4 protein-coding genes are annotated in these 4,836 nt (G+C 58.6%); 1 reads left to right on the top strand and 3 read right to left on the bottom strand.

What is annotated here, in order from left to right:
- Positions 1–306: 306 nt before the first annotated feature.
- The gene (locus tag ABJP42_RS05650; protein ID WP_348339151.1) at positions 307–1,566 is read right to left on the bottom strand and encodes an NAD(P)/FAD-dependent oxidoreductase; all 1,260 of its coding nucleotides are present in this window, start codon (positions 1,564–1,566) and stop codon (positions 307–309) included.
- Entirely contained in the window at positions 1,559–3,046 is a 1,488-nt protein-coding gene (locus tag ABJP42_RS05645) for an NAD(P)/FAD-dependent oxidoreductase (protein ID WP_348339150.1), read from the bottom strand. The genes ABJP42_RS05650 and ABJP42_RS05645 overlap by 8 nt, the downstream gene beginning before the upstream one ends.
- 24 nt (positions 3,047–3,070) lie before the next feature.
- Here ABJP42_RS05645 and ABJP42_RS05640 point away from each other — a divergent pair, with 24 nt between their 5' ends.
- Entirely contained in the window at positions 3,071–3,835 is a 765-nt protein-coding gene (locus ABJP42_RS05640) for a DeoR/GlpR family DNA-binding transcription regulator (RefSeq protein WP_348339148.1), read from the top strand.
- A 16-nt stretch (positions 3,836–3,851) separates the two neighbouring features.
- On the opposite strand, the gene ABJP42_RS05635 is transcribed toward ABJP42_RS05640, so the two are convergent.
- The coding region (locus tag ABJP42_RS05635) for a xylose isomerase (protein ID WP_348339146.1) at positions 3,852–4,836 on the bottom strand (985 nt) is incomplete at its 5' end.

Raw genomic sequence — 4,836 nt, 5'->3', positions numbered from 1 at the left:
CCAGCATCTCATCCGGCCAGTAGTCCGACCAATCCATCAGGGTCAGCTCGCCCGAAGAGGCAAAGGCCTGTGACACCAGGGCCGGGCTGGCCAAAGCGCCTACCCCTGCCATCGCGCCAGACTTCAAAAGGCTGCGGCGTCCAATACATGCATGTTTATTCATAACTATCTCCCGTTGTAGGCATTGACTGTCCGGTACAACGGCAGATCGCCGCTGGGTCACCGGAGGCTGAAGTGGCGTTTCAAAAACGCTCTTGCGGCACCACGAAGTGCCGATAATTCCAAGCCAAGCCTCGCCCAATGCGCTCAGGGGAGGCTGTCCTGTATGGCCAGTTCAATGGAGCCTGATCGCGCCTGCGCGGTCAGTTTTGAAATAGGTAGTCGGATGCGGCGTTCCGGCCGCGTGGCGATTGTCTTTTGCCAGATTGGTCTGTTTGCGAGGCTTGCCACCAGGGTTCCCGAGACCGCCTCGGTGACCCGCATCTGAACATGGGTCATGCCGCCTGCCTGATCTGTCCCGGTGATCAACTGCGGCATGGCAAATTTGATACGGGAATCGCGGCAGAGCAACTGCAAGGGGTTCTGCGTCACCGGCAGGCCAGCGGTCAGATCCTCTGCCACCCATTGCCCTGTTTTGCGCCCCTCGGCCCAGCAATGTCCTGCGGTTTCAGTCGGGCGCAGCAGATTGCCGGTGGCAAAATAAGAGGGGTCAGAGCATCGCCCCCATTGATCGACCAAAGGACCGCCTGTTGCCGGGGCCAGCTTCAGATGACCACACCGCACCAGAGCCGCCTCTGGGGTGAATTGCCCAGTCAGAACCACACCATCGCAGTCTATCTGCCGCAACTGACCCTCAGGGTCCGCCAGTGAAACGCCTTCGACCTGTCTGCTACCGTGAATTTCCAGCAGGCGGCTGTTGGGGATGAATTCAACCCCTTTGATCCTGGGGAACCACTGGCTGGGCCAACGGGCAATGGCCCCTGGCCCCGGTTCAACCATCGCCTGGGGGCGAATGCCCGCATGGAAGCAGCTCATCAAGGCTGAAAAGGCCACCAATTCACTGCCAATGATCACAGGTCTCCGAAAGGGGCGTTGCTGCTTCAGATAGACTAGGGACTGCAATGCCCCTGTGTTCATGACGCCCTGCTGCCGCGGCCCTGAAATCAGCCGGGCCGCTCGGGAGGTTTCCCGAACCCCAGTGGCACAGATCACCCGCCGCGCCTTGAGATGCTGCAGACCATCAGCCGACGTAACCCGCAACTCCGCTTCTGGCAGAATATCAACAACAGTGGTCGCGAGATGAATTTCGACGCCCGCGCGCCGCGCCCGCTCGGCGATCCGTGCAGCATAGGCCGGGCCGGTGAGCACCCGTGCAAATTCGCGCATGCCAAAGGGAGGGTGACCACAGTGGCGGGGAATACCGCCCGCCTGCAGTTCCCGCTCGATCACTACCACGCGCGCAAGACCTGCCGCTTTTAGCGCTGTGGCAGCGGCAAGCCCGGATGGTCCGGCACCAATGACCGCGACATCGATGGGCTCGCCTTTGTGCAATGCCGCGCTAGTCACGAAGGATCTCCTTCGCGATCGGCGGATCAATCATGCCCGTCGTCAATTCGCTCAGCCGAGCAGAGCAATAAAACCCCTGGCAGCGCCCCATGGTCGCACGGGTTTGCCGCTTTAGCCCAGCCAAAGAGCGTGCCCGAAGCGGTCCCTTCAAGGCAGCTTCGATCTCGCGCCGGGTAACCAATTCGCAGTGGCAAACAATTTCGCTATTACCAGCCTCTTTCCACCCCCTGGGCCCACAATCAGCCAGGACATTGGCCTGGGGCGTTTCGGGTCTTTGCAGCGGCGCATGGGTGCGGCCAAATGTAGAGTAAAGATCAAACACATGGGCTGCGATGCCCAACGAGGCGCTCAACCCAGTTGAGCGAATACCTCCTACGGTGATCCAGTTCATGTCGGCCCGAGTCTCGATCCGGTAGACTTTTTGCTCCGAAGCTGGGCGCAGACCGGCATAGGTCGCTGTGACCGGCATTTCAGCCAGGGCAGGCAATTTTTGCAGCGCTTCCGCGAGCAGGGCCTGAAGCGTATCAGCGTCACAAGAACTATCCTCGCGGCTCTCCTGATCTTCGGCGGTTGGGCCAACAACCAGATTGCCAAAAACGGTACGAAACAGCACAACACCCTTGGTCGTCGCGTTAGGCACCGGCAGGATGACCGAGGACACCAGCGCGCTTGCCGCCTTGTCAAAGACCACAAACTGTCCCTTGCGGGGCGTGATGTGAAACTGCGACTGCCCTAGAAGAGCCTGATCCACCAGATCGCCGTATAACCCGGCGCAATTGATAACAGCCCGGCTGCGCAGCACCCCGGCACTGGTTTCAAAACTCCAGACCTCGCCGTCAAACTCACCATTGGTGATGGCGCAGGACAGATAGCTCCGAGCGCCATTCTCCAGCGCCTGATGAAGATAGGCATAGGGCGCAGACCAGGGATCAATGATGCTTTCACCTTGGACGAACAGCGCCCCCAGCGCCGCCTGACTGAGGTTAGGCTCCTGTTTGCGCAGGGCTGCCCGATCAAGAAAGGTCACCTCTTGCACGCCATTGTCATGGGCCTGATTTTGGATCGCCTCCAACCCGGCCAGGTCTTTGGGAGACCAGGCAACCACCAAGGCGCCGCTTTTCTCCTGCACCAGGCCCAGTTCATCGCGGATGGATTCATATTCCCGGTAACCGGCCTGAACGCATTGCAATTCCAAAGAGCCGGGCGGGGCATCAAAGCCGGTATGAAGTATCGCGCTATTGGCCTTGCTGGCCCCATCAAGGATATCACTGGCCTTCTCAACAATCGCAACCTTGGCCCCCTCCAGGGTAAACCGACGCGCCATCGCGCAGCCCACTACACCGGCCCCAATGATGATGACATCAAAGAGATTCTTGGTGTATTTCTGCGGCGACAGCAGCGGTGTTTTAGGTTGAGTTCCGAGCAAGGCATAACCTATAGAAAGGGAATCAATGACTGAATTGGTAATCATTTTGGCCATTTCGGTCAATATTTACGGTGAATTATGAGTATCGAGCAACGTCAAACCAAACTTATCGAGATCGTGCGCCGCCAGGGAAAGGTCTCGGTGGAGGAGCTGGCAACCCAGCTGAATGCCTCACGCGAAACCATTCGGCGGGACCTTTCACGTCTCTCTGAAGCAGGAAAAATCCAGAAAGTTCATGGCGGTGCAAGCATGCCCCGGGTCATGGGAGAAGGTTCATTCAAACAACGCCTGTCAGAGAACGTAGATGCCAAGATGGAGATCGCCAAGGCCACAGCCAGATTGATCCAGCCTGGGGAGACCCTGTTTATCGATACCGGATCCACAACCTTGTTTTTTGTCGAGGCCATTGCTCATATTCAGGGGCTCACCATCGTCACCAACTCCACAGAGATTGCCCGCACCATCGCCACAGCTGACACTTCGAGCAGGGTCTATTTATTGGGGGGTGAATTTGGCTCAGACAACAGCCAGACCTTTGGCGCCATGGCTACAATGCAGGTCCGCTCATTTCGCGCCCATCATGCAATCCTGACCATTGGCGCCATGGATGCACGCAGCGGTGCGATGGATTTCAACATCGAAGAAGCGCAGGTTGCGCGGGCCATGATCGAGCAGTCAGAGACCGTTACGGTGCTGGCGGACAGTTCCAAAATGGGGGCCCTGGCCTCCTTTGAAGTCTGCCCGCTGACGCTGATTGACCGGCTGGTCACCGAGCGCCTCCCTCCTGCCGAAATCCTCGACGGGTTGCAGGCGCAGGGGGCCAGTGTGGTGCTGCCTCAATAGGGCAACACCGCGGTGTTCAGCCCAACCGGTGCAGGCTGGAGTTCACCAGGTTTTCCAACCGTTCCTGGCGGCCTGACCGTGGTTTGGGATCAATACCTTCGGCTTCAACCCGGGCTGAGATCTGTTCAAGACTGCTGGAGGTCAACATCGCTTGCGCGCTGGCCGCGTCCCAGCCTGCATAGCGGCTGTCCCGCGCCGCCTCTAGCGCGCCTGCTTCCATAAGAGCTGCGGCCTTTTTCAGGGCCAGTGCACAGATATCCATGCCCCCGACATGGGCTAGAATCAGATCTTCCGGGTCGAGGCTTTGACGGCGCAGCTTGGCGTCAAAATTGGTGCCGCCAGTGGTAAAGCCCCCCGCCTTGAGGATCTCATAATAGGCCAGAGAGACCTCGGGCAGGTTGTTGGGAAATTGGTCGGTATCCCAGCCGGATTGGTAGTCATTGCGGTTGATGTCAATCGATCCCAGAATGCCCAGACTGGAGGCCAGCGCCAATTCGTGTTCAAAACTATGGCCGGCCAGGATGGCATGGCCCTGCTCGATATTGACCTTGACCTCTTTTTCCAGACCAAAGCGTTGCAGGAACCCGTGGACCGTTGCCACGTCGTAGTCATATTGATGCTTGGTCGGTTCCTGTGGCTTTGGTTCGATCAAGATAGCGCCGTCAAACCCGATCTTGTGCTTGTATTCCACCACCATCGACAGGAACCGCCCGGCCTGTTCAGCCTCGCGGCTCAGATCGGTGTTGAGCAGGGTTTCATAGCCTTCGCGCCCGCCCCAGAGCACATAGTTGGCCCCGCCCAGCTTATGGGTAGCATCCATGCAGGATTTCACCGTCGCCGCCGCATAGGCAAAGACATCAGGATCCGGGTTGGTGGCCGCCCCCGCCATGTAGCGGCGATGTGAAAACAGATTGGCCGTGCCCCAAAGCAGCTTGGTCTGGCTGGACTCCATTTTCTCGCCAAAGAGATCGGTGATTTCTTCCAGATTGCGACGGCTCTCG

Origin of the sequence: Pseudophaeobacter sp., assembly GCF_039971195.1 — a bacterium.
GTDB lineage: Bacteria > Pseudomonadota > Alphaproteobacteria > Rhodobacterales > Rhodobacteraceae > Pseudophaeobacter.
The sequence above is the reverse complement of the archived record's forward strand: the minus strand, read 5'-3'. Positions and strand labels throughout refer to the sequence as shown.

Coding starts and splice junctions, on each gene's coding strand:
- ABJP42_RS05645 (WP_348339150.1), bottom strand. CDS start 3,046: ATGGCCAAAATGATTACCAATTCAGTCATTGATTCCCTTTCTATAGGT.
- ABJP42_RS05640 (WP_348339148.1), top strand. CDS start 3,071: ATGAGTATCGAGCAACGTCAAACCAAACTTATCGAGATCGTGCGCCGC.